The sequence below is a fragment of the Streptomyces sp. NPDC017940 genome (assembly GCF_044328435.1).
GTDB lineage: Bacteria > Actinomycetota > Actinomycetes > Streptomycetales > Streptomycetaceae > Streptomyces.
The window spans coordinates 204,500-228,933 of sequence record NZ_JBIRHJ010000007.1; the positions used below are offsets into that span (position 1 = coordinate 204,500).

25 protein-coding genes are annotated in these 24,434 nt (G+C 72.4%); 9 read left to right on the forward strand and 16 right to left on the reverse strand.

The annotated features are described in order from the left end of the window. Positions 1 to 150: 150 nt before the first annotated feature. Positions 151 to 1,017, reverse strand: a complete 867-nt coding sequence (locus ACH4DX_RS24525; RefSeq protein ID WP_398156699.1) for a phosphotransferase enzyme family protein — start codon at positions 1,015 to 1,017, stop codon at positions 151 to 153. Between the two features lie 229 nt (positions 1,018 to 1,246). Here ACH4DX_RS24525 and ACH4DX_RS24530 point away from each other — a divergent pair, with 229 nt between their 5' ends. The 4 genes from ACH4DX_RS24530 to mgt all read left to right on the forward strand — a co-directional run bounded on the left by ACH4DX_RS24530 (position 1,247) and on the right by mgt (position 5,708). Further along, positions 1,247 to 2,212, forward strand: coding sequence for a carbohydrate ABC transporter permease (locus ACH4DX_RS24530; RefSeq protein WP_398156700.1), 966 nt, complete (start codon positions 1,247 to 1,249; stop codon positions 2,210 to 2,212). An 8-nt stretch (positions 2,213 to 2,220) separates the two neighbouring features. After that, positions 2,221 to 3,117 (forward strand): carbohydrate ABC transporter permease, encoded by an 897-nt coding sequence (locus ACH4DX_RS24535; RefSeq protein WP_398156701.1) that lies wholly within the window; start codon positions 2,221 to 2,223, stop codon positions 3,115 to 3,117. Next, positions 3,117 to 4,415, forward strand: a complete 1,299-nt coding sequence (locus ACH4DX_RS24540; protein WP_398156702.1) for an ABC transporter substrate-binding protein — start codon at positions 3,117 to 3,119, stop codon at positions 4,413 to 4,415. Before ACH4DX_RS24535 ends, ACH4DX_RS24540 begins: the two co-directional genes overlap by 1 nt. Positions 4,416 to 4,493: 78 nt before the next feature. Further along, positions 4,494 to 5,708, forward strand: a complete 1,215-nt coding sequence (gene mgt, locus ACH4DX_RS24545; protein WP_398156703.1) for a macrolide-inactivating glycosyltransferase — start codon at positions 4,494 to 4,496, stop codon at positions 5,706 to 5,708. A 121-nt stretch (positions 5,709 to 5,829) separates the two neighbouring features. On the opposite strand, the gene ACH4DX_RS24550 is transcribed toward mgt, so the two are convergent. Further along, complete coding sequence (locus tag ACH4DX_RS24550) at positions 5,830 to 7,290, reverse strand: PLP-dependent aminotransferase family protein (protein WP_398156704.1); 1,461 nt, start codon at positions 7,288 to 7,290, stop codon at positions 5,830 to 5,832. 194 nt (positions 7,291 to 7,484) lie between these two features. Here ACH4DX_RS24550 and ACH4DX_RS24555 point away from each other — a divergent pair, with 194 nt between their 5' ends. From ACH4DX_RS24555 to ACH4DX_RS24570, 4 genes are all read left to right on the forward strand, one after another. Further along, entirely contained in the window at positions 7,485 to 8,210 is a 726-nt protein-coding gene (locus tag ACH4DX_RS24555) for a YitT family protein (protein ID WP_398156705.1), read from the forward strand. Between the two features lie 220 nt (positions 8,211 to 8,430). Next, positions 8,431 to 9,639 (forward strand): S8 family serine peptidase, encoded by a 1,209-nt coding sequence (locus ACH4DX_RS24560; protein ID WP_398156706.1) that lies wholly within the window; start codon positions 8,431 to 8,433, stop codon positions 9,637 to 9,639. A 72-nt stretch (positions 9,640 to 9,711) separates the two neighbouring features. Beyond that, positions 9,712 to 10,263 carry a DUF1697 domain-containing protein gene (locus ACH4DX_RS24565; protein WP_398156707.1) on the forward strand — a complete coding sequence of 184 codons (552 nt, stop codon included), beginning with the start codon at positions 9,712 to 9,714 and terminating at the stop codon, positions 10,261 to 10,263. Then, entirely contained in the window at positions 10,256 to 10,639 is a 384-nt protein-coding gene (locus tag ACH4DX_RS24570; RefSeq protein WP_398115503.1) for a DUF4440 domain-containing protein, read from the forward strand. The genes ACH4DX_RS24565 and ACH4DX_RS24570 overlap by 8 nt, the downstream gene beginning before the upstream one ends. On the opposite strand, the gene ACH4DX_RS24575 is transcribed toward ACH4DX_RS24570, so the two are convergent. Beyond that, entirely contained in the window at positions 10,629 to 11,540 is a 912-nt protein-coding gene (locus tag ACH4DX_RS24575; protein ID WP_398115501.1) for a transglutaminase-like domain-containing protein, read from the reverse strand. The two genes, ACH4DX_RS24570 and ACH4DX_RS24575, sit on opposite strands and share 11 nt — an antisense overlap. A gap of 215 nt (positions 11,541 to 11,755) precedes the next feature. Here ACH4DX_RS24575 and ACH4DX_RS24580 point away from each other — a divergent pair, with 215 nt between their 5' ends. After that, positions 11,756 to 12,787 (forward strand): ketopantoate reductase family protein, encoded by a 1,032-nt coding sequence (locus ACH4DX_RS24580; protein WP_398156708.1) that lies wholly within the window; start codon positions 11,756 to 11,758, stop codon positions 12,785 to 12,787. Here ACH4DX_RS24580 and ACH4DX_RS24585 read toward each other — a convergent pair. From ACH4DX_RS24585 to ACH4DX_RS24645, 13 genes are all read right to left on the reverse strand, one after another. Then, positions 12,756 to 13,292 carry a GNAT family N-acetyltransferase gene (locus ACH4DX_RS24585; RefSeq protein WP_398115497.1) on the reverse strand — a complete coding sequence of 179 codons (537 nt, stop codon included), beginning with the start codon at positions 13,290 to 13,292 and terminating at the stop codon, positions 12,756 to 12,758. The two genes, ACH4DX_RS24580 and ACH4DX_RS24585, sit on opposite strands and share 32 nt — an antisense overlap. Positions 13,293 to 13,358: 66 nt before the next feature. Beyond that, positions 13,359 to 14,210, reverse strand: coding sequence for a sirohydrochlorin chelatase (locus tag ACH4DX_RS24590; RefSeq protein WP_398115495.1), 852 nt, complete (start codon positions 14,208 to 14,210; stop codon positions 13,359 to 13,361). A 4-nt stretch (positions 14,211 to 14,214) separates the two neighbouring features. Continuing rightward, positions 14,215 to 15,126: an ABC transporter permease gene (locus ACH4DX_RS24595; protein ID WP_398115493.1), complete on the reverse strand. Its 912-nt coding sequence runs from the start codon at positions 15,124 to 15,126 to the stop codon at positions 14,215 to 14,217. After that, a complete protein-coding gene (locus ACH4DX_RS24600; protein ID WP_398156709.1) occupies positions 15,113 to 15,913 on the reverse strand; it encodes an ABC transporter ATP-binding protein in 801 nt (266 codons plus the stop codon). The genes ACH4DX_RS24595 and ACH4DX_RS24600 overlap by 14 nt, the downstream gene beginning before the upstream one ends. Before the next feature lie 42 nt (positions 15,914 to 15,955). Continuing rightward, the gene (locus ACH4DX_RS24605; protein ID WP_398156710.1) at positions 15,956 to 17,041 is read right to left on the reverse strand and encodes an ABC transporter substrate-binding protein; all 1,086 of its coding nucleotides are present in this window, start codon (positions 17,039 to 17,041) and stop codon (positions 15,956 to 15,958) included. Between the two features lie 318 nt (positions 17,042 to 17,359). Then, on the reverse strand, positions 17,360 to 18,715 hold the full coding sequence (locus ACH4DX_RS24610) for a sulfate adenylyltransferase subunit 1 (RefSeq protein WP_398156711.1): 1,356 nt from the start codon (positions 18,713 to 18,715) through the stop codon (positions 17,360 to 17,362). Positions 18,716 to 18,717: 2 nt separating this feature from the next. Further along, positions 18,718 to 19,704, reverse strand: a complete 987-nt coding sequence (gene cysD / locus ACH4DX_RS24615; RefSeq protein ID WP_398156712.1) for a sulfate adenylyltransferase subunit CysD — start codon at positions 19,702 to 19,704, stop codon at positions 18,718 to 18,720. Further along, entirely contained in the window at positions 19,701 to 20,267 is a 567-nt protein-coding gene (gene cysC, locus ACH4DX_RS24620; RefSeq protein ID WP_398115483.1) for an adenylyl-sulfate kinase, read from the reverse strand. The genes cysD and cysC overlap by 4 nt, the downstream gene beginning before the upstream one ends. Continuing rightward, positions 20,264 to 20,980, reverse strand: a complete 717-nt coding sequence (locus tag ACH4DX_RS24625; protein ID WP_398156713.1) for a phosphoadenylyl-sulfate reductase — start codon at positions 20,978 to 20,980, stop codon at positions 20,264 to 20,266. The genes cysC and ACH4DX_RS24625 overlap by 4 nt, the downstream gene beginning before the upstream one ends. Then, positions 20,977 to 21,156: a hypothetical protein gene (locus tag ACH4DX_RS24630; protein WP_398115481.1), complete on the reverse strand. Its 180-nt coding sequence runs from the start codon at positions 21,154 to 21,156 to the stop codon at positions 20,977 to 20,979. Before ACH4DX_RS24630 ends, ACH4DX_RS24625 begins: the two co-directional genes overlap by 4 nt. Then, entirely contained in the window at positions 21,153 to 22,859 is a 1,707-nt protein-coding gene (locus ACH4DX_RS24635) for a nitrite/sulfite reductase (protein ID WP_398115479.1), read from the reverse strand. Before ACH4DX_RS24635 ends, ACH4DX_RS24630 begins: the two co-directional genes overlap by 4 nt. Before the next feature lie 124 nt (positions 22,860 to 22,983). Next, a complete protein-coding gene (locus tag ACH4DX_RS24640; protein ID WP_318657890.1) occupies positions 22,984 to 23,067 on the reverse strand; it encodes a putative leader peptide in 84 nt (27 codons plus the stop codon). Between the two features lie 739 nt (positions 23,068 to 23,806). Next, entirely contained in the window at positions 23,807 to 24,376 is a 570-nt protein-coding gene (locus ACH4DX_RS24645) for a GNAT family N-acetyltransferase (protein ID WP_398156714.1), read from the reverse strand. Positions 24,377 to 24,434 lie beyond the last annotated feature (58 nt).

Genomic DNA, 24,434 nt, shown 5'->3' on the forward strand with positions numbered 1-24,434 from the left:
TCCGGCGATTGAGGACGAGCGCGGAGCGCGATACCAAGCCTGTCCGGCGGGTGAGGACAAGCGCGCAGCGCGAAATCGAGCCCGTCCGGCGATTGAGGACAAGGCGCGGAGCGCCGGTGCAGGGACGTCGGGCGGGGGAGGGCGGCCCGGTTAGAAGGGGCGCCAGCGGACGGTGGTGTCCCCGTCCCGGAGGGACGCCACGCGGCGGCGGAACTCGGCCAGCGCAGCAGGGTTGCCCGGCGCATGCTGGGCAACCCACGCACAGCTGGCCGTCTCCCGGGCCCCGCGCAGCACCCCGCACCCCTCCCACTCCCGCACATCCCACCCGTACCCCCGGGTGAACGCGCCATAGGCCTCGTCCTCGAGCCCGTACCGATCCCGGGAGAGCGCCATGACCACCAGGTCGTGCTCCCGCAGGTCGCAGGAGAACGTCTCTAGGTCGACGAGGACGGGACCGTCGGGACCCACCAGGACGTTGCGCGGCAGCGCGTCCCCGTGGACGGGCCCGGGAGCGAGGTGCGGCACCAGCGCGGCCGCCGCCGCGTCGAACCCGTCGCGCCGCTCGCGCAGGAAGTCCGCGTCCTCGGCGTCGACGGCGTCCCCGGCGAGCCGCAACCACCGCTCGACCCCGCCGAGCAACTCCCGCCGCGGCAGCGCGAAGGGCGGAGCGGGCAGCGCGTGCACCAGGCGGACGAGCCCCGCCAGGTCCCCCGCGCCCGCGGGCCGCACCGCGTCGGGCAGGCGGTGCCAGAGCGTCACCGGATGCCCGGCCACCCGCCGCGGCTCCGGCTCGGCGGCCCGCACAGCCGGCACGCCGCAGTCCCGCAGCCACCCGGCGACGGCCAGCTCACGCCGCGCCCGTTCCAGAAGCTCCGGCGCGTCCCTGCCGACCTTCACGACGAGGTCGTCCACGGCGAACACCGCGTTCTCGCCGAGCGCGAGCAACTCGGCCCGGCCCCGGGCGGCCGTCCCGACACCCGCCGCGTCCAGGACGTCCCGCGCCCGTGCCTCGTCCATCCATCGCCTCCGCACTCCCGCGGCCACGCACTGCCGCGCACCCGCACCCTGTGGCCCACCCGCGGCCGGGGCCGGGGTCGTCCGACCGCCGCACAAGTCTCGCATTCGCACAGTCCGGCCCCGACTTCCGGCGTGCGCGGTTGCTTGACGTAGCCAGGTCACATCAGCACGATGACGGGGGCCGCCTGGGCGGCCGCACCCCGAGCAGCCGCCCGAAGGAGCCGATTCCGTGACGTTGGCGACCGCGAAGAAGCGGTCCGGCAAGGGCAGACGCAAGGCCGAGGGCAGGGGCAGGGGCCCCGGGAGCGGTGCTCCGCAGGGCGGGGTGCTCGACCACGGTGCCTGGTTCCTCGTCCTGCCCGCGCTCCTGCCGATCCTCGTGCTGAGCGTCGGCCCGCTGCTCTACGGCATCTCGCTGGCCTTCACCGACTCCCAGTCGGGCCGTACCGAACCCACCGAGTGGATCGGCCTGCTCAACTTCCAGGACCTGCTGCACGACACCCTGTTCTGGGACTCCTTCCGCATCGGTCTGCTGTGGGCGGTCGGTGTGACCGTGCCGCAGTTCCTGCTGGCACTCGGCCTCGCGCTCCTTCTCAGCCAGAACCTCCGCTTCCGCTGGCTGGCCCGGTCCCTCGCGATCGTCCCGTGGGCGATGCCGGAAGTGGTCGTCGGCATCATGTGGCGGCTCGTCTACAACCCGGACGCGGGCATCCTCAACGAGACCCTGCGCGATCTGGGCCTCGGCGACGGCCGGGACTGGCTCACCGGCATCGGCTCCGCGCTGCCCGCCGTCATCGTCGTCGGCGTCTGGGCGGGCATGCCGCAGACGACGGTCGCGCTGCTCGCCGGACTCCAGAACGTGCCGCGCGAACTGCACGAGGCCGCCGAGATGGACGGCGCGGGCGCCTGGCGCCGCTTCCGCACCGTCACCTGGCCCGCCCTGAAGCCCATCGCGCTCGCCGTCACGGCCCTCAACTTCATCTGGAACTTCAACTCCTTCGCCCTGGTCTACGTCCTGACCAGCGGCGGCCCCGGCGGCCGCACCCGGCTCCCGATGCTGTTCGCGTACGAGGAGGCCTTCCGCTACGGCCAGTTCGGCTACGCGGCGGCGATGGGATGCGTGATGGTCGCACTGATCTCGGTACTGCTCGCCGTGTACCTGGTGGGCCGCCTGAGGGGAGGCGACGAGCGATGACCTCCCGTATGAGCCGTAGAAGTGGGAGCCGTGGCGGTGGGAGCTCTACCGGTGGGCGCCGGACCGGTGGAAGCCGTACCAGCGGCCCCGCCCGCGCGGGGCAGTACCTCGCGCTGCTCGCCTACCTCGTCTTCCTCGCCTTCCCCTTCCTCTGGCTGATCTCCACCTCCTTCAAACCGGCCCGCGAGCTGGGCAGCCTGCACCCGACCTGGATTCCCGAGGACCCGACCCTCGCCAACTACCGGCAGGCCTTCGACGAGCAGCCGCTGCTCGAAGCCGCCGGGAACTCGCTGGTCGCCGCCGTGAGCGCGGCTCTCGTCGCCGTGGTCGTCGCGACCCCGATGGCATACGTGATGGCACGGCACCGCACGCTGCTCGCCAGGGCCGCGACCGGCTGGGTCGTGGTCAGCCAGGCGTTCCCGTTCGTCCTGGTGATCATCCCGCTGTTCCTGGTCCTGAAGAACCTGCACCTGATCAACTCGCTGCCCGGACTGATCATGGTGTACGTGGTGTGGGCGCTGCCGTTCGCGCTGTGGATGCTCGTCGGGTACGTCCGCGCCGTGCCGACCGAGCTGGAGGAGGCCGCGGCGGTCGACGGCGCGAGCAGGCTGCGCACGCTCGTCTCGGTGACCGCGCCGCTGCTCGCGCCCGGCATCGTGGCGACGGCCCTGTTCGCCTTCATCACGGCGTGGAACGAGTTCTTCTTCGCCCTCGTCCTGCTCAAGACCCCGGAGAAGCAGACCTTGCCGGTCGTCCTCACGCACTTCATCGGCGCGGAGGGCGCGGCCGACCTCGGCCCGCTCGCCGCCGCCGCGTTCCTCGCGACCCTGCCGTCGCTCGTCGTCTTCGCCGTCATCCAGAAGCGGATCACCGGCGGGATGCTGGCCGGGGCGGTGAAGAGCTGATGGGCGCCCGGGCGCGCGCGCTCGGCGCCGTGGCCGGAGCGCTCGTCCTGCTCCTGGCCGCCTGTTCCGACGGCGGTGGCGACCGCGACTCGGGGGGCCGGATCACGCTGCGCTTCCAGTCGCTCGCCTGGCAGCAGGAGTCGGTCGAGGCCAACAAGGAGTTGGTGGCACAGTGGAACGCCACCCACCCGGACGTGCGGGTGGAGTACGTCCAGGGGAGCTGGACGAGCATCCACGACCAGCTCCTGACCTCGTTCGAGGGCGGTGAGGCGCCGGACATCATCCACGACGCCTCCGACGACCTCGCGGACTTCGCGTACGGGGGCTACCTCGCCGACCTCGGGGAGCTCCTGCCGGGGCGCCTCAAGGCGGACATCCCGCAGGCGAGCTGGGAGACGGCGACCTTCGGCGACAAGGTCTACGGCGTGCCGTTCCTCCAGGAGCCGCGCGTCCTGATCGCCAACGCCACCTGGCTCAAGGAGTCCGGCGTCCGCATCCCGACCCCGCGAAAGCCCTGGAGCTGGGCGGAGTTCCGGGCGGTGACCAAGGAACTGAGCGCGGGCAAGGACAAGTTCGGGGTGGCGTGGCCGCTGAAGGAACCCGTGTCCGCGACGCTCAACCTGTCCCTGTCGGCGGGCGGGAAGCTGTTCCACCGGGGCGCCGACGGCAAGGTCGACATCCGTTTCGAGGAGGGCGACGAGGTGCTGCCGCGCACCGTCCACGACCAGGTCAACGTGGACGGCAGCGCTTCGGGGAGCACCCTCGGCATGGGCGGCTCGGATACGCTGCCCGGGTTCTTCGGCGGCAAGTACGCCATGGTGCCGCTCGGGTTCTCCTACCGTCAGCAGATCGTCCAGCAGGCGCCGGAGGGCTTCGACTGGCAGGTGCTTCCCGCACCCGCCGGGCGGGACGGGCTCACCCAGGGCGTCAGCCCGCAGACCCTGTCGGTGGCCGAGGACAGCCCGTACAAGAAGGAGGCCGCCGCGTTCATCGACTTCTTCCTGCGGCCCGCCAACATGGTGCGCCTCGCCCGCGGCGACTGGATGCTGCCCACCGGCACGACGGCCCTGAGGGATCCGGCGCTGCGTACGAAGCGACACGACTGGGCGACCGGCACGGCCCTCGCCGGGCATCTGCGCCCGGCGCCCGCCCAGTCGGTGCGCGGCTACCCGGAGTGGACGGACAAGATCGCGACACCGGCGCTCCAGGAGTACTACAGCGGCGCGATCGGCATGGACGAACTCCGCGACCGCCTGGTGAAGGACGGCAACCTGGTCCTCAAGCGCTACCAACGCTGAGGCCGCGGCGTACGAAGCCGGGGTCCGGCCCCGGAAAGAGGCTTGCACGAGACGTCTCGTCTCGCTTATGGTCGGGGCATGACCACACGCAAGCGTGCCCACATCGCCATGTTCTCCATCGCGGCCCACGGGCACGTGAACCCGAGCCTCGAAGTGATCAGGGAACTCGTCGCCCGCGGCCACCGCGTCACGTACGCGATCCCGCACGCCTTCGAGGAGAAGGTCGCAGAGACGGGAGCCGAGCCGGTGCTCTACCCCACCACCCTGCCGGGCGCGGACGACGACCCGGAGGCCTGGGGCGACACCCTCATCGACAACATCGAGCCGTTCCTCGCCGACGCGATCAACGCACTGCCGCATCTGCGCGCCGCGTACGAGGGCGACGAGCCCGACCTCGTCCTGTACGACATCACGTCCTACCCCGCCCGGGTCCTGGCCCATCAGTGGGGCGTCCCCCAGATCTCCCTGTCACCGAACCTGGTGGCCTGGGAGGGGTACGAGGAGGAGGTCGCGGCCCCCCTGTACGAGCCCCTGCTCGAGACCGAGCGCGGGCGGGCGTACTACGCGCGTTTCGACGCCTGGCTCAAGGAGAACGGCATCGACGAGCACTGCGACCCGTTCATCGGCCGCCCGCCGCGCTCCCTCGTCCTCATCCCCAGGGCGCTCCAGCCGAACGCCGACCGGGTCGACGAGCGCGTGCACACCTTCGTCGGCGCCTGCCAGGGCGACCGGGCCGCGCAGGGCGACTGGCAGCGGCCCGCGGACGCGGAGAAGGTGGTGCTCGTCTCCCTCGGCTCGTCGTTCACCAAGCAGCCCGGCTTCTACCGCGAGTGCGTCAAGGCCTTCGGTGACCTGCCCGGCTGGCATCTGGTGCTCCAGATCGGCAGGCACGTCGACCCCGCAGAGCTGGGCGAGGTCCCCGCGGGCGTCGAGGTGCGCGACTGGGTCCCGCAGCTCGCGATCCTGCGGCAGGCCGACGCGTTCGTCACGCACGCCGGAGCCGGCGGCTGCCAGGAGGGGCTCGCCACCGCGACCCCGATGGTGGCGGTGCCGCAGGCCGTCGACCAGTTCGGCAACGCGGACATGCTCCAGGGCCTCGGTGTCGCCCGGCACCTGCCGATGGCGGAGGCCGACGCAAAGTCGCTGCGCGCGGCGGTGCTCGCGCTCGTCGACGACCCGGAGGTGGCGCGCCGCCTCGAGGAGGTGCGCGCGGGCATGGCGGGCGAGGGCGGCACGAAGCGGGCTGCCGACCTGATCGAGGAGGAGCTGGTGCGGGCCCCCGGGCGGGCGTGATGTGACGCCGCGTACGGCCTTTCGGTGACCGCCGCGTCCACCCGTCGCCTCGGGCGCGCCCTCGGCTCCTTCGAGGCGCGCGGGGCGGTCGCGGCCGCCAGGCCCCGGCGCCGACCGGGCCCTAGGCGATCCAGCGCGGCCCGCGGTCCCCGCGACAGGGCGGAAGGCCGTCGGCGAGGGTGGCTGCCAGGCGCTGGACGGCCTCGCGCAGGACGGGCGGGGCCGTGGTGTACGGGATGCGCAGGCGCTGTTCGAACAGGCCGGGGTCGGGGGCGAAGAAGGCGCCGCCCTCGATCCGGACGCCGTAGTCGAGGACGCGTTCCGCGAGGGCGGAGGCGATGGGCTCACCGAGGTCGACCCAGAGGGAGAGGCCGCCGGGCGGCGGCCGCCAGGCCCACCCGGGGAGTTCGGCGGCCAGCGCGGCGGCCAGGGCGGCGCGCTGCGCGCGGAGCGCGTCGAGGCGGGGCGGCAGCAGCGCGCCCTCGCGTGCGAGCAGCGCCAGCGCCAGGAGCTGGTCGAGGACCGAGCCGCCCATGTCCGTGGCGACCCGCTGCCCCGCGAGCTCGGTGACGAGCCGGGACGGCGCCCGCAGCCAGCCGATGCGCAGGCCGCCCCAGTACGACTTGCTCATCGAGCCCACCGTGATGACCTTGCCACCCGAACCGGGCGTGCCGTGCGCGGCCAGCGGCGCCGGGGCGGCCACGTCGAGGGCGAGGTCGACCAGCGTCTCGTCGACGACCAGCCAGGTGCCGGAGCGGTGCGCGGCGCGCAGCACCCGGGCCCGTTCCCCGGCCGGCATGAGGCAGCCCGTCGGATTGTGGAAGTCGGGTATCAGATAGGCCAGTTGCGGCACCGCCTGCCGCAGCGTCGCCTCCATGATCTCGACGTCCCAGCCGGTGTCGGTCACCGGCACCGGCACCGTGCGCAGCCGGGCACGGCGCATCGCCTCCAGTGCGTTCGGGTACGAAGGGCTCTCGACCATGACCCGGTCGCCGGGGCCGCTCAGCAGGCCGAGGACGAGCGTGAGCGCGTGCTGCGCGCCGGAGGTCACGAGGATCTGCTCCGGCGTGGTGGCGAGGCCCCGGCGGGTGAAGCGGTCCGCGACGGCGGTTCGCAACTCCGGGAGGCCGTAGGGGTGGTAGCCGGGTGTGTGCGCGTGCTCGGCCAGCTGGGGCGTGACCTCGGCGAGCGCGTCGGCCAGTGCCCGCTCCGGCAGCGCGGGCGCCGCCCTCGCCAGGTCGATGGCGCTGTCCCGCGGCCGCAGCAGCCGGGTGATCCCACGCGGCGTACGGCCCTCGGGCAGCGCGGTCCAGGTTCCCGAGCCCTGGCGGCTGCGGGCGTAGCCGCTCTCCCGCAGCAGGTCGTACACGGCCGTGACGGTGGCCCTGCTGATGTTCAGGGCGGCGGCGAGCTCCCGCTCGGCGGGCAGCCTGACGTGCAGCGCGATCCGGCCGTCGAGGATCAGCGCGCCGATGGCCCGAGCCAGTTGGCGGTACGCGGGCCGGGCCGCCGCAGGATCGGGCAGCAGGGCGGCCAGCGCGCGACTCCCCAGGGCCCGGTCCCTCGGCGCCCGCTCCTCCATACCACTCTCCCCGGATTGGCCGTGTGAGCCAGGCCAAAGACTCTACAGACTCACGCCCATTGGCCTGGCGCTGCCCGGGAACCATGGAGCCCGGAGCACGTAGCCCGGAGCCCGGAGCCCAGAGCCCGTAACCCGGAGCCGGAACCCGGCGCCCGAGCCCAGGCGCGCACACGAGCACCTAGGAGGCACCCCCGATGCGGCAGCACGCCGACCCCCTCGACCTCACCCGCGTACCGCTCGGCGAACGCCCCCTCAGACGGCTGCCGCAGCTCTTCGCCGGGCTCGCCCTGTACGGACTCAGCATCGGGGCGATGGTCCGGGCCGGACTCGGCATCAGCCCCTGGAGCGTGCTCAACCAAGGCGTCGAGCGGCACACCGCGCTGAGCTTCGGCACGGTGAGCGCCCTCGTCGGCGCTCTCGTCCTGCTGCTGTGGATCCCCCTGAAGCAGCGGCCCGCCTTCGGCGCCGCGGCCAACGTCGTCGTCGTGGCCTACGCCTCCGACGCCGGCCTGTGGCTCGTACCGCAGGACCTCGGGCTCGCCGCGAGGGCCGGGCTGCTGCTCGCCGGGATCCTCGTCAACGGCCTCGCCGTCGCCGTCTATGTGGGCGCGCGCCTCGGCCCCGGCCCCAGGGACGGCCTGATGACCGGACTCGCCGCGCGCACCGGGCGTTCCCTGCGCCTGGTGCGCACCCTCATCGAGGTGCTCGTGCTCGCCGCGGGCTGGCTCCTCGGCGGGAGCGTGGGGGCGGGCACCGTGCTGTACGCGCTCGCGATGGGGCCCGTCACCCAGCACTTCCTGCCCCGGTTCGCGTACGGCAGGAGCCCCGAGGACCCGCCGCCCCCCACGTTCCGGCGCCCGCGCGGGCCGGCCGGAATCCGGTCGAGGAGGCTTCGCACCTGCGAGGTGTCCGAACTGTGACGGCGTCCCCTTTTTGGTATTACGGAACCTTGTTGAACAAGTCACAGGCGCAGGAAGGTATTGATCTGCGCCCGTCATTCAGACAAGGTTTCGTCCCAACGCCCGAAGATCTTCAGTTCTTTCGGAGTGAACCGGGTGCCGCAGCCATGGCTGCACAACAGCACAGAGGCTTTGCAACCCCCCACATCCCCCCACAGGAACCACGAGGAGACCCCTCTTCATGGCAACTCACCAGCGCGCCCGCACGATGAAGCTCACCGCTGCGATAGCCACCGCCGCCACCGCGGTGGGCGTGACCGTCTTCGCCGGTTCGTTCGCCGGGGCGACCACCCCCGCCGAGGGCAGGATCTACGGCGCGGACGCCGAGGGCGCCGTCGAGGGCAGCTACATCGTGCTGCTCGACGAGAAGGCCGACAAGGGAGCCAAGTCCGACCTCGCCGAGGAGTACGGCGGCAAGCTCAGCCGCACCTACTCCTCCGCCGTCAACGGCTTCGCCGCCAAGAGCCTCACCGAGACCGAGGCCAGGCGCCTCGCCGCCGACCCGGCCGTCGGCAAGGTCGTGCAGAGCAAGAAGTTCTCCATCGACGCCACCCAGGACGACCCGCCGTCGTGGGGCCTGGACCGCGTCGACCAGGCCGACACGGCCGGCGACAAGAAGTACACGTACCCCGACGGCGCGGGCGAGGGCGTCACCGCGTACGTCATCGACACCGGTGTCCGCGTCAGCCACAAGGACTTCGGCGGCCGGGCCGCCTCCGGCTTCGACGCCGTCGACAACGACGACGACGCCGACGACGGCAACGGCCATGGCACCCACGTCGCGGGCACCATCGCCGGTGCCGCGCACGGCGTCGCCAAGAAGGCGAAGATCGTCGGCGTCCGCGTCCTCGACGACCAGGGCTCCGGCACCACCGAGCAGGTCGTCGCCGGCATCGACTGGGTCACCAAGAACCACCAGGGCCCCTCCGTCGCCAACATGAGCCTCGGCGGCGGCGCCGACGAGGCCCTGGACGAGGCCGTCCGCAAGGCCATCGCCGCGGGCATCACCTTCGGCGTAGCTGCGGGCAACGAGGCGCGGGACGCGAGCCAGGGCTCACCGGCCCGCGTCGAGGAGGCCATCACGGTCGCCTCCTCCACCAAGGACGACCAGCAGTCGGACTTCTCCAACTTCGGCTCCTCCGTGGACATCTACGCCCCGGGCTCGGACATCACGTCCGCCTGGAACACCGGCGACGACGCCACCAGGACCATCTCCGGCACCTCGATGGCGACCCCGCACGTGGTGGGTGCCGCCGCCGTCCACCTCGGCGCCCACAAGGACGCCAAGCCCGACGCCGTCGCCAAGGCCCTGACCGACGGCGCCACCGCCGGCAAGATCTCCAACCCGAGCGAGGGCACCCCCAACAAGCTCCTGAGGATCGTCGAGTGATCACGGCCCCCTGAAGCCGGCGGCCGTCGTGCCCACCCCCACGGGGCACGGCGGCCGCCTTATTGTGTGCGCATGGCGACGAAGACCTACGCGGCACTGCTGCGCGGCATCAATGTGGGCGGCAGCAGAAAAGTTCCGATGCCGCGCCTGCGCGCGCTCCTCGAAGGGCTCGGCCACGGCGACGTACGGACCCACCTCCAGAGCGGCAACGCCGTCTTCACCGCGGACCGCGGCGACGAGGACTCCCTGGCCGCCGGGGTGACCGCGGCCCTGGAGCGGGAGTACGGGTTCACGGTCGACGTCCTGGTGCGCGACGCGGCGTACCTGAAAGCGGTGGCGGCGGCCTGCCCCTTCCCCGCGGACACGCTGGAGGGCAGGCAGCTGCACGTCACGTACTTCTCGGCGCCCGTCGACGCCGACCGGTTCGCCGCCCTCGACCAAGGGGCCTATCTGCCGGAGGAGTTCCGGCTCGGTGATCGTGCCCTGTATCTGTACGCTCCCGAGGGCCTCGGGCGCTCAAAACTCGCCGAGGCCCTCGCGCGCCCGTCGGTCACCAAGGGCCTCGTCGCCACCAGCCGCAACTGGAACACCGTCACCAAGCTCGTGGAGATGACCGATGGCTGACACGCCCGTACCCCCCGGGCGCACGCCCGCCGTCGAAGCCGCCATCGAGAACGAGCTGCGGCTGCTCGACCCGGAGGTGCGGGCGTCACCCGCCCTCTTCGGTGCGCTGCTGCACCCCGAGTTCACCGAGTTCGGCGCCTCCGGGGCACGCTGGGACCGCGAGTCGATCGTCGAGGTCCTCATCGGCAAGCCGGGGCCGGGGGACCGCCCCACCACCACCTCCCGCATGCGGGGCGTCCAGCTCGCCGACGACGTGGTGCACCTGACCTTCGACACCGACACCAACGGCCGCCACGCGCACCGCAGTTCGCTGTGGCGGCGCACCGGCGACGGCTGGCTCCTCTGGTTCCATCAGGGCACGCCGTTCACGCCGTGACGGGCTCCAGGACGACCGTGCGCGTCCCGAGGTAGGTGGCGTGCGAGACGACCTCGCCCGGCACGGCGATGCGCGGGTCCGCGAGGAGCCGCCGCACCCCGTCGGGCCGCCGCGGCGCCGTCGCGCCGCCCGCCGCCGACGAAACGGCCGCCACCGCGTCCAGCAGGGCCAGCTCCTCGTCCGTGACGTCCGCGTCGTCCTTCTCCATCAGGCCCCAGCCGTCCCACGGCAGCGGCTCGACGCCTCCGAGCGCCGCGAGGTCGGCCACCACGTCGGCACGCACCAGGCCGAGGCCCCTGATCTCCGGGACCGTGCTCACCCCGAACGTCCGCGGGTCCGCCCGCCCCTCCCGGCACGCCCGCCACGCGTCCCCGGCGACCAGGAACTGGTCACGCGGTACGTCCATGGGGTCGAAGCGGGCGTGTTCGTACAGACCGCCGAGCAGCTGTGCGTCCGTCAGGACCCACCCGCGCCCGTCCCGCCAGTACTCCGTCACCCAGTGGTTGTCGTGGAAGCCCGGCTCGAAGTACGTGCCGTAGCCGCACCGCAGGCGCGCGGGCGTGCCGGTGGCGCGCAGCAGGGAGCAGAGCAGCAGCGCGAAGTCCCGGCAGGTGGCCACGAAGCGCGCGCCGGGCTCCCGGGGTTCGGTGAGCACCGTGCTGCCGCGCTCGCCGAGGATGCGCAGGGTCTCGCGGACGTACCGCGACTCGGCGTCCCCGTGCAACCGGTCCTCCGGCACGGTGTGATCGAACCTGCCGCCCTCCTCGCGGTGCAGCAGCACACCCCGCACGACGGCGGCGAGCGCGGCCGGGTCGCGGGGGAGCGGGGCCCCGCCGAGCAGGGCGTCGAGGCGGGGGCCGGGGTCGCTGAACGGGCTCTGGGTCAGGTAGTCGCTGTCCATGGCGGGAGCGTGCGGTCTGCCCCAGGGGCAAGGTCAAGGACGGCTGGATGCCGAGGGGGGCCGCCTGCGGAGGCCGGCGACGCGGGCTGACGACGCGGGCCGCCGCGCACGGACTGCCGCGCACGGACTGCCGAGCACGGGCCGCCGGTGATAGCCGCCCGCAACGGCTCTCGAATCCCTGACCGTTCGGTGATCCTCTGTGCGAGGCTCCCCCTATGCGCTACATCATCATCGGAGCGGGGGCCGTCGGCGGCAGTGTCGGCGGGCGCCTCGCGGAGGCGGGGCACGACGTCGTCCTGGTCGCGCGGGGCGCGCACCTGCGGACCCTGCGGGAGCGCGGGCGCACGCTCACGACGCCCGACGGCACCCGCACCCACCGGCTGCCCGTCGTGGCGCGGCCCGCCGAACTCGGCGAGCTGCGCCCCGACGACGTGCTCGTGCTCGCCGTGAAGACACAGGACTCCGAGGCGGCCCTGAGCGCCTGGAGCACCCGTCCCGTCGAGGGCGGCACGACGGCCGCCGAGTCACTGCCCCTCGTCTGCGCGCAGAACGGCGTCGACAGCGAGCGGATGGCCCTGCGCCGCTTCGCCCGGGTGTACGGCATGTGCGTATGGCTGCCCGCGACACATGTCGAGCCCGGCACCGTCGCCGCGGCGGGCGCCCCCTGCACCGGCATCCTGCACATCGGCAGGTACCCGACGGGAACCGACGCCACCGCCCACCGCATCGCCGCCGACCTGGAGAGCGCGAAGCTGCTCTCCCCCGTCGTCCCGGACGTGCTGCGCTGGAAGTACGGCAAGCTCCTCGCCAACCTCGCCAACGCCGTCGAGGCACTCACTGGCCTCGTGGTCGAGGAGGCCGCCCTCGCGGTGAACCGCCTGGCCCGCGCCGAGGGCGAGGCCGTGCTCGCCGCGGCCGGGATCGCGGCGGTCGGCGAGAAGGAACAGGGGGAGGTCCGCGCGGGGCGGCTCGTCCTGAAGCCGCTCGACGGCAGCACCGGCCCGCGCGGCGGCTCCTCCTGGCAGAGCCTGAGCCGCGGCACGGGCACCATCGAGGCCGACTACCTCAACGGCGAGATCACCCTGCTGGGACGGCTGCACGGCGTGCCGACACCGGTGAACGACGTGCTCCAGAGGCTCACGAACACCTTCGCGCAGGAACGCAGGGCTGCCGGGTCGCTGCCGGTCGCGGAGCTCCTCGCCCACGTCCGGCGCGTCACCGGCCCGGACCCCCGCCCCGCGACGTGAACTGGAGCGTCGTCCCTCCGTGGTCCTCGCGCACCTCCCGGCCCTGGGTGTAGCCGAGGCGCTTCAGGACGGTGATGGACGGCGTGTTCAGCGCGTCCACGGTGGCGTGCACCTCGGCGAGGCCGAGGGTGTGGTGGCCGTAGTCCGTGAGCAGGCCGGCGAGTTCCGTGCCGAGGCCGAGGCCCCAGCTGTCCCGGGACAGGCCGTACACGATCTCGTGGCCGTCGAGCCAGGGCTCCGGGGACGGCTTGATCTCGGCGTGGCCCGCGTACCGCCCCTCGTGGCGCACCGCCCACACCGGGAACCGCCGCTCCGCGTACACGATGCCGAACAGGCGCGCGAACAGCGCCCTTGTCTCCTCGGCGCTCCCCGTCCCGTCGCCGAACCAGCGGCCCACGGCGTCGTCCTGGAACAGCGCGACGAAGTCCGCCCGGTCCGACGCGACGTACGCGGAGAGTACGAGGCGCTCGGACCGCAGTTCGGGAGCGAACGGCTCGAGGGTCATCCGCGAGACGCTATGCGGGCCCCGCGAAGCCCCGCAAGCGGTTTCCGGCCGAGGCCCTGAGCAAGATCAGGCCGGGCGCGGGAGGGCGTTCCCGGCCGTGGCGGGCGCGGGGGCGCGGCCCTCGGTGAAGCGGCGGCACGCGTCGAAGCGGTCCAGGAGCACCCGGGCGACGAGCGGCGAGTCACCGAGCACGTCCGCGAGCACGTCGGCGCCGGCCGCCGCGGCGCCCCGGGCGATCCGGTCGGGCAGGAATCCCGGCGCCAGGACATAGGGCGCGACGGCCACCCGCCGCACCCCGGGCTCGGCCCGCAGCAGGCGCACCGCCTCCGCGGTGGAGGGGTGGCCGGTGGCGGCGGCGGAGGCGGACGCAGGCCGCACGGCGCACCAACCGGTGTGCCGCCACTCCCGCGCGATGTCAGCGATCACTGCGCCCGCCTCCGGATCGGTGGAGCCCGCCGAGGCCAGGACGACCCCGGTCGTGGCCCTGTCGGCGGGGTCGAGCCCCGCCTCGTGCAGCCGCCTCTCCAGGGCGGTCAGGAGCAGCGGCGCGGGACCGAGCACCCCCGCCTGCCGCACCCGCAGGCCCGGCGGTGCCTGGCGCAGCACCGCCGGGATGTCGGCCTTGGCGTGGAAGGCGCGGGTGAGGAGGAGCGGCAGTGCGACGACGTCCCGTACGCCCTCGTCGGCGAGGGAGGCGAGCCGGTCGGGGACGGAGGGGGCGTCGAAGTCCAGGAAGCCCACCTCCACCCGCAGCCCCGGCCGCCGCGCACGAACCCTGCGCAGCAGGGCCCGTACGGTCGCGGCGTGCCGGGGGTCGCGGCTGCCGTGCGCGACGGCGAGGAGGACCGGGTCCCGGCCGGTGCGGCCGGGGCGGTGCTCGGCACGCTCGGCAGGGGCGTCGTGTGTGCGGTGGCGCATGGGATCAGCTCTTCACCAACAGGCCGCGGCTGCGCAGTACCCACCGCTCCAGGGGACTGAAGACGATCAGGTCGATGGCGATGCCGACGATCAGGATGAGCAGGATGGCGAGGAAGACCTGGGACATGCTGCTGTTGGTGCGGCCCGCTTCGAGGAGCTGGCCGAGCCCCATCCCGAGGTCGGGGGACTGGGCGATGATCTCGGCGGCCATCAGGGACCGCCAGGAGAACGCCCAGCCCTGCTTCAGGCCCGCGAGATAGCCGGGCAGGGCCGCGGGCATGACGATGTGCCAGGTCCCGCGCAGACCGGTCGCGCCGAGGGTGCGGCCCGCCCGCAGGAACAGCGGCGGCACCTGGTCCACGCCCGCAACCAGGCCGTTGGCGATCGAGGGCACCGCGCCGAGCAGGATCACCGCGTACATCATCTTGTCGTTGAGCCCGAGCCAGATCACCGCGGGCGGCACCCACGCCACCGACGGCAGCGACTGGAGTCCTGACAGGATCGGGCCGATGGCCGCCCGCACGAACTTGATCCGCGCCACGACCAGGCCGAGCGGCGTCCCGATGGCGAGCGCCATCAGGAAGCCGAACATGCCGCGCGAGACGGACGTCCAGATGTACTCCAGGAGCGTGCCCTGCCGCCAGGCGCTCTCGACCTCCTGCCACACGGCGTCCGGCGCCGGCAGCTTGTAGCTGTCGGTCACCTCCGCCCACACCAGGATCTGCCACACCACCAGGACGAGCACGACGGCCGTCACCGGCGGCAGGACCTTCTGCACCAGCGTCTCGCGCAGCGGCGGGCGCCGCGTCTGCACGGTGTCCAGGGCGTCGAGGCCCGCCTCCAGGCCCGCCAGGTCCTGGGTGTCCCGTTCCTCGCCCTTGCGTGGGGCGGGCGTCGTCGTCTCAGTGCTGCCCATGTCGGCGGATCTCCCCACGCAGTTCTTCGGTGATCTCGACGGACAGCTCCGCCACCGCCGCGTCCTCGATGCGGCGCGGCTGCTCGATGTCGACGGTCCACTCCCGCGCCACCCGGCCGGGGCGCGAGGACAGCAGGACCACGCGCTGGGCGAGCCGCACCGCCTCCCGGACGTTGTGCGTGACGAACAGGACGGAGACGCCGGTCTCGCGCCAGATCCGGCTCAGCTCGTCGTGCAGCACGTCCCGGGTGATCGCGTCGAGCGCCGCGAACGGCTCGTCCATCAGGAGCAGCTTGCTGTCCTGAGCGAGCGCCCGGGCGAGCGCGACGCGCTGGCGCATGCCGCCGGACAGCTCGTGCACCCGCTTGCCGTACGCGCCCCCGAGGCGGACGAGCGCCAGCAACTCGTCGGCCCTGGCGCGCCGTTCGGCCTTGGGCAGGCCGCGCAGCCTCAGGGCGAGCTCGATGTTCTTGCCCGCGGTCAGCCACGGGAACAGGGCGTGCTCCTGGAACATCAGGGCCGGGCGGCCGTCCGTAGCGATGGCGCCCGCGGTCGGCCTGTCGAGTCCGGCCACGAGGTTGAGCAGCGTCGACTTGCCGCAGCCCGAGGCCCCCAGGAGGGTGACGAACTCCCCCTGTCCGACGTCCAGCGTGATGTCGTCGAGGACCAGCTGGTGGCCCGCCGGTGTGGCGAAGGACTTCGAGACGTGCTCGATGCGCGCGGCGACCCCGGCCGCGGCCACGGTGTGTGCGGCGCTTTCGGGTGCCTTGGTGAGCGTCGTGCCCATGGTCGTCACCTCCTGAGAACCTGAACTGTGGGCGTGATCCGGCTACTTGACGCCGAGACCGGCGTCCTCGACCGCGGGCTCGCCCGCCGCCTTCAGGACCTTGTTGAGCGGACGGAGGTCGTAGATGCCCTTGAGGTCGGGCTGCTCCAGGAGGCCCGCCTGCACGGCGTGCTCGGCCTCGGAGTCGAGGGTCGCCGCCAGCGGGTCGTTGATGAACTGGATCGACTTCCAGGCCGGGTCGATGACCTTCGCGGGCAGTGCCTTGCCGGAGTGCTGCTTCAGCTTGGCGTTGGCCGCGGCCTTCGCCTTCTCCGGGTTGTCCTCGATGAACTGGTTCGTCCGCACCGCGCCCCTGAGCACGGCCTCGACGACCTTGGGGTGGTCCTTGAGGAACTGCTGCCGCACGATGATGTTGGTGATCACGAACTTCTTGTCCGGCCACAGGTCGGCCTCGTCGAGCAGCACCTTGGCGCCCTCGGAGACCAGCTTGGAGGCGGTCGGCTCCGGCACCCAGGCGCCGTCGATCGAGCCGGACTTGTAGGCGTCCGGGGTGATCTTGTTGTCGGTGCGGACCACGGAGACGTCGCCCTTGCCGCTCTGGGCGTCGACCTTCCAGCCCTTGCCCTTGATCCAGTTGAGGAAGGCCACGTCCTGGGTGTTGCCGAGCTGCGGCGTCGCGATCTTCTTGCCCTTGACGTCACCGAGGGACTTGATCTTCTTCGGGTTCACGACGAGCTTCACGCCGCCGGACGCCGAGCCGCCGATGATCCGCAGGTTCTTGCCGTCGGACTTGCTGTAGCCGTTGATCGCGGGCGACGGGCCGATCCAGCTGATGTCGATGGACTTCGAGTTCAGCGCCTCGATCGCCGAGGGGCCCGCGTTGAACTGCGAGTACGTCGCCTTGGTCGCCCCCAGCTCCTTCTGGAACAGGCCCTCCTGGTCGCCGACGAGCGCGGTGCCGTGGGTCAGGTTCGGAAAGTACCCGATCTTCACCTGGTCCAGGCCCTCGATCTTCTTCGCGTCGGCGGCGATCTTCGCCTTGCCGCCGTCGTCCTTGTCGGAGTCCGAGCCGTATCCGCAGGCGGAGAGCGTCAGCGCGAGCAGGGGCAGGGCGGCTGCCGCGGCCACGCGGCCCTTGTGACGCGCACGGGGAGTACGTGCACCGGGGAGGCCGGGGATGGCGGGAATGCCGGGGATACGGATGGCAGGCACGGGAGGTGTTCCTCTCGTTGGCCCGGCGGTGCGCACCGTCAGGGCGCGGCCGGGTGGATGTCGGCGGATCTTCGTCTGCGTGCGAAGGGACGGCGGGGGGTGAGGGCGCGCGAGCGGTGCGCGTACGTCATCGCACACATCGCGTCACGCCGCCCGAACCCGCCCCGAGGGCGCCGCTGCCGACACGGCCGCCTTCCTTGGCGAACGTCGCGTACACATCGAGGGAGGCCATGGTCAGAAGTCCCAGCCCTCGTCGTCGGCGGGCACCGCGGTGCCGGTGACGGGTTTGGCGAAGGCCTCGCCCGCCATGCCGGCCGCCAGCGTCGTGCCGTCCGCCGGGTCGATCAGGAGGAAGGAGCCGGTGCGCCGCGAGTCGGCGTACGCGTCGAGCGCGAGCGGCTCCGCGGTGCGCACGAGGACCCGTCCGATGTCGTTGGCGACGAGCCGGCCCGGATTCGGGTGCTGGGACAGGTCGTCCAGAGTCAGCCGGGACGGTATCTGCTTCACGATCGCCTTGACCGTGCGGGTGGTGTGCTTGAGCAGCACCCGCTGGCCCACGGTGAGCGGCTGGTCGGCGACGTGGCAGACGGTGGCCGCGATGTCCTGGGTCGTCGGCGGCGTGTCGCTGCTCGGGACGATCAGATCACCCCGGGAGACGTCGATGTCGTCCTGGAGGAGCACGGTCACCGACTGCGGGGTCCAGGCCACGTCCACCGGCTCGCCGAGCAGGTCGATGCCCGCGATCTTCGAGGTCCGCCCCGACGGCAGGACGGTGACCGATTCGCCGACGCGGAAGGTGCCCGCGGCGATCTGGCCCGCGTACCCCCGGTAGTCCGGGTGCTCGGCGGTCTGCGGCCTGATCACGTACTGCACCGGGAGGCGGGCGTGGCAGCTGGTCAGGTCGTGGCTGACGGGCACGGTCTCCAGGTGTTCGAGGACCGTCGGGCCGCCGTACCAGGCCATGTTCGACGACGGCTCCACCACGTTGTCCCCGGCGAGCGCCGAGATCGGGATCGCCGTGATCTCGGGGACGCCGAGGTCGGCCGCGTACGCCGTGAACTCCTGCGCGATCCGGGCGAACACCGGCTCCGCGTACTCCACGAGGTCCATCTTGTTCACGGCGAGCACCACGTGCGGCACCCGGAGGAGCGCGGCCACCGCGGCGTGCCTGCGGGTCTGCTCGATGACGCCGTTGCGGGCGTCCACCAGGACCACCGCGAGGTCGGCCGTGGAGGCGCCCGTGACCATGTTGCGGGTGTACTGCACATGGCCGGGGGTGTCCGCGAGGATGAAGCGGCGCCGGGGCGTGGCGAAGTAGCGGTACGCCACGTCGATGGTGATGCCCTGCTCCCGCTCGGCCCGCAGGCCGTCGGTGAGCAGCGCCAGGTCGGGGCCCTCGCCGCCGCGGCTGCGCGAGGCGTGCTCGACTGCCTCCAGCTGGTCGGTGAGCACCGACTTGGAGTCGTGCAGGAGACGGCCCACGAGGGTGGACTTGCCGTCGTCGACGGAGCCCGCGGTGGCGAACCGCAGCAGGGTGGTCGCGGACAGACCGGCGAGTTCTCCGGCGGCGGTGTCGGTGGTGCTGGTCATGGCTAGAAGTACCCCTCGCGCTTGCGGTCTTCCATCGCGGCCTCGGAGAGCTTGTCGTCCGCGCGGGTCGCCCCGCGCTCGGTGAGCCGGGACGCGGCGATCTCGGCGATCACGGCGGCCAGGGTGGTCGCGTCGGAGTCGACGGCGCCGGTGCAGGACATGTCGCCGACGGTGCGGTAGCGCACCAGGCGCCGCTCGACGGTCTCGCCGTCCTTGGGGCCGCCCCAGTCGCCGGCGGTCAGCCACATGCCGGAGCGCTCGAAGACGTCCCGCTCGTGCGCGAAGTAGATCTCCGGCAGCTCGATGGACTCGCGGGCGATGTACTGCCACACGTCAAGCTCGGTCCAGTTGGACAGCGGGAACACCCGGACGTGCTCGCCGGGCGCGTGCCTGCCGTTGTACAGCTGCCACAGCTCCGGGCGCTGGCGGCGCGGGTCCCACTGGGAGAACTCGTCGCGCAGCGAGAACACCCGCTCCTTGGCGCGCGCCTTCTCCTCGTCGCGCCGGCCGCCGCCGAAGACCGCGTCGAACCGCTCGGCCTGGATCTTCTCGGTGAGCGGCAGCGTCTGCAAGGGGTTGCGGGTGCCGTCAGGGCGCTCGCGTAGCACCCCGCGGTCGATGTAGTCCTGCACGGACGCCACGTGCAGGCGCAGGCCGTGCTGGGCCACCACGCGGTCGCGGTAGTCGATGACCTCCGGGAAGTTGTGCCCGGTGTCGACGTGGAGGAGGGCGAAGGGCACCGGGGCGGGCGCGAACGCCTTCAGCGCCAGGTGCAGCATCAGGATGGAGTCCTTGCCGCCGGAGAACAGGATCACCGGCCGCTCGAACTCGCCCGCGACCTCGCGGAAGATGTGTACGGCCTCGGACTCCAGGGCGTCCAGGTGCGAGAGCGCGTAGGGGCTGTCGCCGGTGTGATTCCCCTCGGAGTCGCCGGAGTCCCCGGAGCCGTTGGAGTCGCCCGCGGCCTCGACGCTTGCGGCGGTCGTCATGCCAGACCCCTCTCGGTGAGCAGCGCGTACACGGCTGCGGCGGACTCCTGCACGGTCTGGTCCTGCGACTCGATGCGCAGATCGGGTGACTCGGGCTCCTCGTACGGGTCGTCGACGCCGGTCAGCCCGGAGATCTCCCCCGCGGCCTGCTTGGCGTACAGGCCCTTCACGTCCCGTACGGAGCAGACCTCCACCGGCGTCGCCACGTGCACCTCCAGATAGGCGGTGCCGCCCGCCTGGTGGCGCTTGCGCACCGCCTCGCGGCTGTCCGTGAACGGCGCGATGACGGGTACGAGGGCCAGCACGCCGTTGCGGGCGAGGAGTTCGGCGACGAAGCCGACGCGCTGGACGTTGGTGTCGCGGTCGGTGCGGCTGAAGCCGAGGCCGGCGGAGAGGAACTCGCGGATCTCGTCGCCGTCGAGCACCTCGACGCGGCGGCCCTCGGCGCGCAGCGTGTGCGCCAGCTCGTGCGCGATGGTGGTCTTGCCGGCGCTCGGCAGGCCCGTGAGCCAGACGGTGGCTCCGGTCACAAGGGTCTCCTGGGATATCTGGGGGTTCGTCATCCGTGCAGCCCGCACTCGGTCTTGGTGCGGCCCGCCCACCGTCCGGCGCGCGCGTCCTCGCCCTCGAGGAGGCGCCGGGTGCAGGGGGCGCAGCCCACGGAGCCGTAGCCGTCCATGAGCAGCGGGTTGGTGAGGACGCCGTGCTCGGTGACGTAGGCGTCCACGTCGTCCTGGCTCCAGCGGGCGATCGGCGAGACCTTGACCTTCTGCCGCTTCTCGTCCCAGCCGACGACCGGGGTGTGCGCGCGGGTGGGCGACTCGTCGCGGCGCAGGCCCGTCGCCCAGGCGGCATAGCCCCGCAGGCCCTCTTCGAGGGGCTTGACCTTGCGCATCGCGCAGCACAGGTCGGGGTCGCGGTCGTGCAGCCGCGGGCCGTGCTCGGCGTCCTGCTCGGCCACGGTCAGCCGGGGCGTGAGCGTGATGACGTGTACGTCCATGACGGCGGCGACGGCGTCACGGGTGCCGATGGTCTCCGGGAAGTGGTAGCCGGTGTCGAGGAACACCACGTCCACACCGGGACGTACGCGTGCGGCGAGGTGGGCGACCACCGCGTCCTCCATCGAGGAGGTCACGCAGAACCGCTCGCCGAAGGTGTCCGTCGCCCACGTCAGGATGTCGAGCGCGGAGGCCTCCTCGAGGTCGCGCCCGGCCTGCTCGGCGAGGGCCCGCAGCTCGGCCGCCGCGGCGGTGTCGAGCTCCTGAGTCGTCGTCATATCTTTTCCCCTCCCGTGTCGTCGCGCCGGAGTCCGCGGGCGAGCAGCCCGAGGAACTTCAACTGGAAGGCCCGGTTGCAGGCCGCGCATTCCCAGGCGCCGTGGCCCTGGTCGCTCGGCCGCAGGTCCTCGTCGCCGCAGTAGGGGCAGTAGAAGGGGGCCGCGCGCTCGCTCACGAGAGGGCCTCCGCCGAGGCGCGCCCCGCCCAGGTGGCGAAGCGTTCGCCGTCCGTGCGCTCGGCCTCGTACCGCTTGAGCACGCGCTCCACGTAGTCGGGCAGCTCGGCGGCGGTGACCTTCAGGCCGCGCACCTTGCGGCCGAACCCGGCCTCGAGGCCGAGTGCGCCGCCCAGGTGCACCTGGTAGCCCTCGACCTGGTTGCCGTCGGCGTCCAGGACCAGCTGGCCCTTCAGGCCGATGTCGGCGACCTGGATGCGCGCGCAGGCGTTCGGGCAGCCGTTGATGTTGATGGTGATGGGCTCGTCGAAGTCCGGGATGCGGCGCTCCAGTTCGTCGATCAGCCAGGCGCCGCGCGCCTTGGTCTCGACGATCGCGAGCTTGCAGAACTCGATGCCCGTGCAGGCCATGGTGCCGCGCCTGAACGGCGAGGGGCGCACCGTCAGATCCAGCGCCTCCAGGCCCTCGACCAGCGAGTCCACCTGGTCCTCCGCGACATCGAGCACGATCATCTTCTGCTCGACGGTGGTGCTGAGCCGGCCCGAGCCGTGCGCGGCGGCCAGGTCGGCGATCTTCGTCAGTACGGTGCCGTCGACGCGGCCGACGCGCGGGGCGAACCCGACGTAGAACCTGCCGTCCCGCTGCCGGTGCACCCCGACGTGGTCGCGCCAGCGCTGCACCGGCTGGTCGGGGGCGGGGCCGTCGGCGAGCTTGCGCAGCAGGTACTCGTCCTCGAGGACCTGGCGGAACTTGGCCGTGCCCCAGTCGGCGAGGAGGAACTTCAGGCGGGCCCGGTTGCGCAGGCGGCGGTAGCCGTAGTCGCGGAAGATCGAGATGACGCCCTCGAAGACGTCGGCCACGTCCTCCAGGGGCACCCAGGCGCCGAGCCGCTGACCGATCTTGGGGTTGGTGGAGAGTCCGCCGCCGACCCACAGGTCGAAGCCGGGCCCGAGCTCGGGGTGCACGACGCCGACGAACGCGATGTCGTTGATCTCGTGCGCCACGTCGAGCAGCGGCGATCCCGAGATCGCGGACTTGAACTTGCGCGGCAGGTTCGAGAAGGCCGGGTTGCCGATGACGCGGCGGTGGATCTCCTCGACGGCGGGCGTGCCGTCGATGATCTCGTCCTCGGCGATCCCGGCGACGGGCGAGCCGAGGATGACGCGCGGGGTGTCGCCGCACGCCTCCGTCGTGGACAGGCCCACGCCCTCAAGGCGCCGCCAGATCTCCGGCATGTCCTCGATGCGGATCCAGTGGTACTGGATGTTCTGCCGGTCGGTGATGTCGGCGGTGCCGCGGGCGAACTCCTGCGAGATCTCGCCGATGACGCGCAGCTGGGCCGTGGTGAGCCGGCCGCCGTCGATGCGCACCCGCAGCATGAAGTACTCGTCGTCCAGCTCCTCCGGCTCCAGGATCGCGGTCTTGCCGCCGTCGATCCCGGGCTTGCGCTGGGTGTAGAGCCCCCACCAGCGCATCCGGCCGCGCAGGTCGTTGGGGTCGATGGAGTCGAAGCCGCGCTTGGAGTAGATCGTCTCAATGCGTGTCCGCACGTTGAGACCGTCGTCGTCCTTCTTGAACTGTTCGTTGCCGTTGAGCGGGGTGAAGTGACCGGCAGCCCACTGGCCCTCGCCACGGTGGCGGCTCGCCTTGCGCCCGGGTGCGCGAGGGGCGGCGGTCGCGGGGTCTTCGGGGTTGGCAGCCATGGGTGTATGTCCTTCACAGCGGGCTGGAAGCGGCTCTGACCTGCACACTCGCGCAGAGGGCGCGGTGGTGTGCGGGGTGGGTCAGACAACGGGGAGGAAGGGGGGAGCGGCGGGGCTGGGGTGCTCAGCTTGCCGGACACATGGCGCTGGACATGCGGCCGAGGTCGACGTGGCGTCGACTCACCAAGGCGGTTCCAGCTCGAGACATGACGGAAGCGTGTCACGCGCCTTTCGGCGCAGTCCACCTACGTCCACAGTGTGGACGGAACCGTCCCGCATCGTGGGCACAGCTACCCTCTGCCGCCCCCCGCCCCCGAGGACTTCGCCCCCTTTCCCCCTTATCGGCCCTCCGGCCCTCGCCCTCAACCACCGGACGGGCTGATTTCCCCACCCACCCGCCCTTCCCGGCCTGACGGCCTTGTCCTCAAACGCCGGACGGGCTATTTGCCCACCCACCCGCCCTTTCTGGCCTGCCGGCCTTGTCCTCAAACGCCGGACGGGCTGATTTCCCCACCCACCCACCCTTCCTGGCCTGACGGCCTTGCCCTGAAGCGTCGGACGGGTGTTTTCCCCCGCCCGCCTTTTCCGGCCTGACGGCCTTGTCCTCAAACGCCGGACAGGCTTTTTCCCACCCGCCCGCCCTGGTGGCCTTGTCCTCAAACGCCGGACGGGCTATTTGCCCACCCACCCGCCCTTCCTGGCCTGACGGCCCTGTCCTGAAGCGTCGGACGGGGTGTTTCCCCCACCCGCCTGCCCTTTCCGGCCTGACGGCCTTGTCCTCAAGCGCCGGACGGGCTGAAATCAGCCCGTCCGGCGTTTGAGGACAGAGGGGCGGGCGGGTGGGGGAAAAGCCTGTCCGGCGATTGAGGACGAGCGCGGAGCGCGATGGAGGGACGGCGGCGCGGTGGAAGGGGGGCGGCGCGGTGGAGGGGGGCGACTGGTGGGCGTCAGGCGGGGTGGGCGTTGGGCCATGGGCCGGGGGGCGGCTGCTCCTGCTGGTGGGAGACCTCCGTGTCGAAGAGACGGAACCCGCGCCGCAGGTAGTTGCCCATGGCGTGCTCCCCGTCGAGGCTGCACGTGTGCAGCCACACCCTCTTCGTGGCCGCCCGCCCGGGCCACCGCTTCGCGAGATCCCACGCGCGAGCAACCCCGTACGACAGGAGATGACCCCCGATGCGCCGCCCGCGGAACGCCGGGATCAACCCGAAGTAGACGATCTCGACGACACCGTCGTCCTGCGGGTCCAGCTCCACGTACCCCGCGGGCGTCCCCCGGTCGTAGGCGACCCAGGTCTCCACGCCGGGCCGCGCCAGGTGCTCGAGCCACTGCCCGTGGCTCAGGGAGAGCCGGTCCACCCAGGTGATGTCGCCGCCGACCGCGGAGTAGAGGAACCGGGAGAACTCCGGCGACGGCACCTCGGCCCGGACGATCCGGACATCGCCCTCGGGGACGGCGGCCGGAAGCAGGTCGGCGGGCGAGGTCTGTTCGAGAGACCAGGTGGTGACAGTGATGCTCATGCCGGTCAGGCAATCACGGGCGGCTCCACCCGGCCAAGGGGGGCCGGGGGAGACGCCG

Excerpts from the sequence above, each read along its gene's own strand:
- ACH4DX_RS24610 (WP_398156711.1), bottom strand. The coding sequence starts at position 18,715 with ATGACCAGCACCACCGACACCGCCGCCGGAGAACTCGCCGGTCTGTCC.
- ACH4DX_RS24585 (WP_398115497.1), bottom strand. The coding sequence starts at position 13,292 with ATGACCCTCGAGCCGTTCGCTCCCGAACTGCGGTCCGAGCGCCTCGTA.
- ACH4DX_RS24640 (WP_318657890.1), bottom strand. The coding sequence starts at position 23,067 with ATGTCTCGAGCTGGAACCGCCTTGGTGAGTCGACGCCACGTCGACCTC.
- ACH4DX_RS24570 (WP_398115503.1), top strand. The coding sequence starts at position 10,256 with ATGGCTGACACGCCCGTACCCCCCGGGCGCACGCCCGCCGTCGAAGCC.
- mgt (WP_398156703.1), top strand. The coding sequence starts at position 4,494 with ATGACCACACGCAAGCGTGCCCACATCGCCATGTTCTCCATCGCGGCC.
- ACH4DX_RS24625 (WP_398156713.1), bottom strand. The coding sequence starts at position 20,980 with ATGACGACGACTCAGGAGCTCGACACCGCCGCGGCGGCCGAGCTGCGG.
- ACH4DX_RS24540 (WP_398156702.1), top strand. The coding sequence starts at position 3,117 with ATGGGCGCCCGGGCGCGCGCGCTCGGCGCCGTGGCCGGAGCGCTCGTC.
- ACH4DX_RS24555 (WP_398156705.1), top strand. The coding sequence starts at position 7,485 with ATGCGGCAGCACGCCGACCCCCTCGACCTCACCCGCGTACCGCTCGGC.
- ACH4DX_RS24535 (WP_398156701.1), top strand. The coding sequence starts at position 2,221 with ATGAGCCGTAGAAGTGGGAGCCGTGGCGGTGGGAGCTCTACCGGTGGG.
- ACH4DX_RS24635 (WP_398115479.1), bottom strand. The coding sequence starts at position 22,859 with ATGGCTGCCAACCCCGAAGACCCCGCGACCGCCGCCCCTCGCGCACCC.
- ACH4DX_RS24600 (WP_398156709.1), bottom strand. The coding sequence starts at position 15,913 with ATGGGCACGACGCTCACCAAGGCACCCGAAAGCGCCGCACACACCGTG.
- ACH4DX_RS24575 (WP_398115501.1), bottom strand. The coding sequence starts at position 11,540 with ATGGACAGCGACTACCTGACCCAGAGCCCGTTCAGCGACCCCGGCCCC.
- ACH4DX_RS24580 (WP_398156708.1), top strand. The coding sequence starts at position 11,756 with ATGCGCTACATCATCATCGGAGCGGGGGCCGTCGGCGGCAGTGTCGGC.
- cysC (WP_398115483.1), bottom strand. The coding sequence starts at position 20,267 with ATGACGAACCCCCAGATATCCCAGGAGACCCTTGTGACCGGAGCCACC.
- ACH4DX_RS24590 (WP_398115495.1), bottom strand. The coding sequence starts at position 14,210 with ATGCGCCACCGCACACACGACGCCCCTGCCGAGCGTGCCGAGCACCGC.
- cysD (WP_398156712.1), bottom strand. The coding sequence starts at position 19,704 with ATGACGACCGCCGCAAGCGTCGAGGCCGCGGGCGACTCCAACGGCTCC.
- ACH4DX_RS24560 (WP_398156706.1), top strand. The coding sequence starts at position 8,431 with ATGGCAACTCACCAGCGCGCCCGCACGATGAAGCTCACCGCTGCGATA.
- ACH4DX_RS24550 (WP_398156704.1), bottom strand. The coding sequence starts at position 7,290 with ATGGAGGAGCGGGCGCCGAGGGACCGGGCCCTGGGGAGTCGCGCGCTG.
- ACH4DX_RS24645 (WP_398156714.1), bottom strand. The coding sequence starts at position 24,376 with ATGAGCATCACTGTCACCACCTGGTCTCTCGAACAGACCTCGCCCGCC.
- ACH4DX_RS24595 (WP_398115493.1), bottom strand. The coding sequence starts at position 15,126 with ATGGGCAGCACTGAGACGACGACGCCCGCCCCACGCAAGGGCGAGGAA.
- ACH4DX_RS24525 (WP_398156699.1), bottom strand. The coding sequence starts at position 1,017 with ATGGACGAGGCACGGGCGCGGGACGTCCTGGACGCGGCGGGTGTCGGG.
- ACH4DX_RS24565 (WP_398156707.1), top strand. The coding sequence starts at position 9,712 with ATGGCGACGAAGACCTACGCGGCACTGCTGCGCGGCATCAATGTGGGC.